This window comes from Terasakiella sediminum (assembly GCF_033100395.1).
Classification (GTDB): Bacteria; Pseudomonadota; Alphaproteobacteria; order Rhodospirillales; family Terasakiellaceae; genus Terasakiella.
On the sequence record NZ_JAWLVJ010000062.1, the window covers coordinates 1 to 1,485 of the forward strand.

1 protein-coding gene is annotated in these 1,485 nt (G+C 52.7%); it reads left to right on the top strand.

Annotated elements, in window-relative coordinates; translation table 11 throughout:
* The coding region (locus RYZ26_RS19805) for a tandem-95 repeat protein (protein WP_317684990.1) at positions 1-1,485 on the top strand (1,485 nt) is incomplete at both ends.

The window sequence follows — 1,485 nt, forward strand, 5'->3', positions numbered from 1 at the left end:
ACAATACATTGGCGGATGACAGTGCCACACTGGCGGAAGACAGCAGCAAAACCATCAATGTGATTGACAATGACACCATCGTTGATGGCGGTACGGTCACAGGGATTACCCAACCCACAAACGGTGTTGCGCTCTTGAATGATGATGGCACAGTGACCTATACGCCAGCTGATGATTATAACGGCACGGACAGCTTTACCTATACGGTCACCGATAACGATGGGGAAACCCAGATTGCCACCGTGAACCTGACGGTCACACCTGAAAATGACGCGCCTGTGATTGACTCTATCGATCTGGCAGACGGTACCGAATATGCAGAATATACCCTGACAGCAGCGGACCTTCTGGCGGCAGCTTCTGATGTGGATGGCGATACGCTTTCTATCACGGATGTTTCCAGCACAGACCCGGATGTGTCTATCACTGATAATGGGGATGGCACCTGGACGATTGTGTCTGATGAAGAGGGCGAGCAGCCCATCAACTTCTCTGTCTCTGATGGCACAACGACCACCACAGCCACCACCACCATCGACTTTGCCGATGTGAACAACACGGCAACCGATGATACGGCTTCAACCGATCAGGATCAGGCGGTGACGCTGAACATTGCCGATCTGATCGCCAATGACAACATCATTGATGGCGGCACTATTACAGGTGTGTCCGGGGCCCAAAACGGTACGGTCTCTATCGATACGGAAAATGGCACCATTACCTTCACCCCGGATGCGGGCTATGACGGTGCGGATGCAAGCTTCGTCTATACCATCACGGATGAAGACGGCCAGACCACCTCTGCCACCGTGGATGTGGATATTGCCGATATCGACAATACATTGGCCGATGACAGTGCAACACTGGCGGAAGACAGCAGCAAAACCATCAATGTGATTGACAATGACACCATCGTTGATGGCGGCACGGTCACAGGCATTACGCAACCCACAAACGGTGTTGCGCTCTTGAATGATGATGGCACAGTGACCTATACGCCAGCTGATGATTATAACGGCACGGACAGCTTTACCTATACGGTCACCGATAACGACGGGGAAACCCAGATTGCCACCGTGAACCTGACGGTGACGCCTGAAAATGACGCCCCTGTCATTGACTCTATCGATCTGGCAGACGGTACCGAATATGCAGAATATACCCTGACAGCAGCGGACCTGCTGGCGGCAGCAAGTGACGTGGATGGCGATACGCTTTCTATCACGGATGTTTCCAGCACAGACCCGGATGTGTCTATCACCGATAATGGGGATGGCACCTGGACGATTGTGTCTGATGAAGAGGGCGAGCAGCCGATCAACTTCTCTGTCTCTGATGGCACAACGACCACCACAGCCACCACCACCATCGACTTTGCCGATGTGAACAATACCGCAACCGATGATACGGCTTCAACCGATCAGGATCAGGCGGTGACGCTGAACATTGCCGATCTGATCGCCAATGACAACATCATTGATGGCG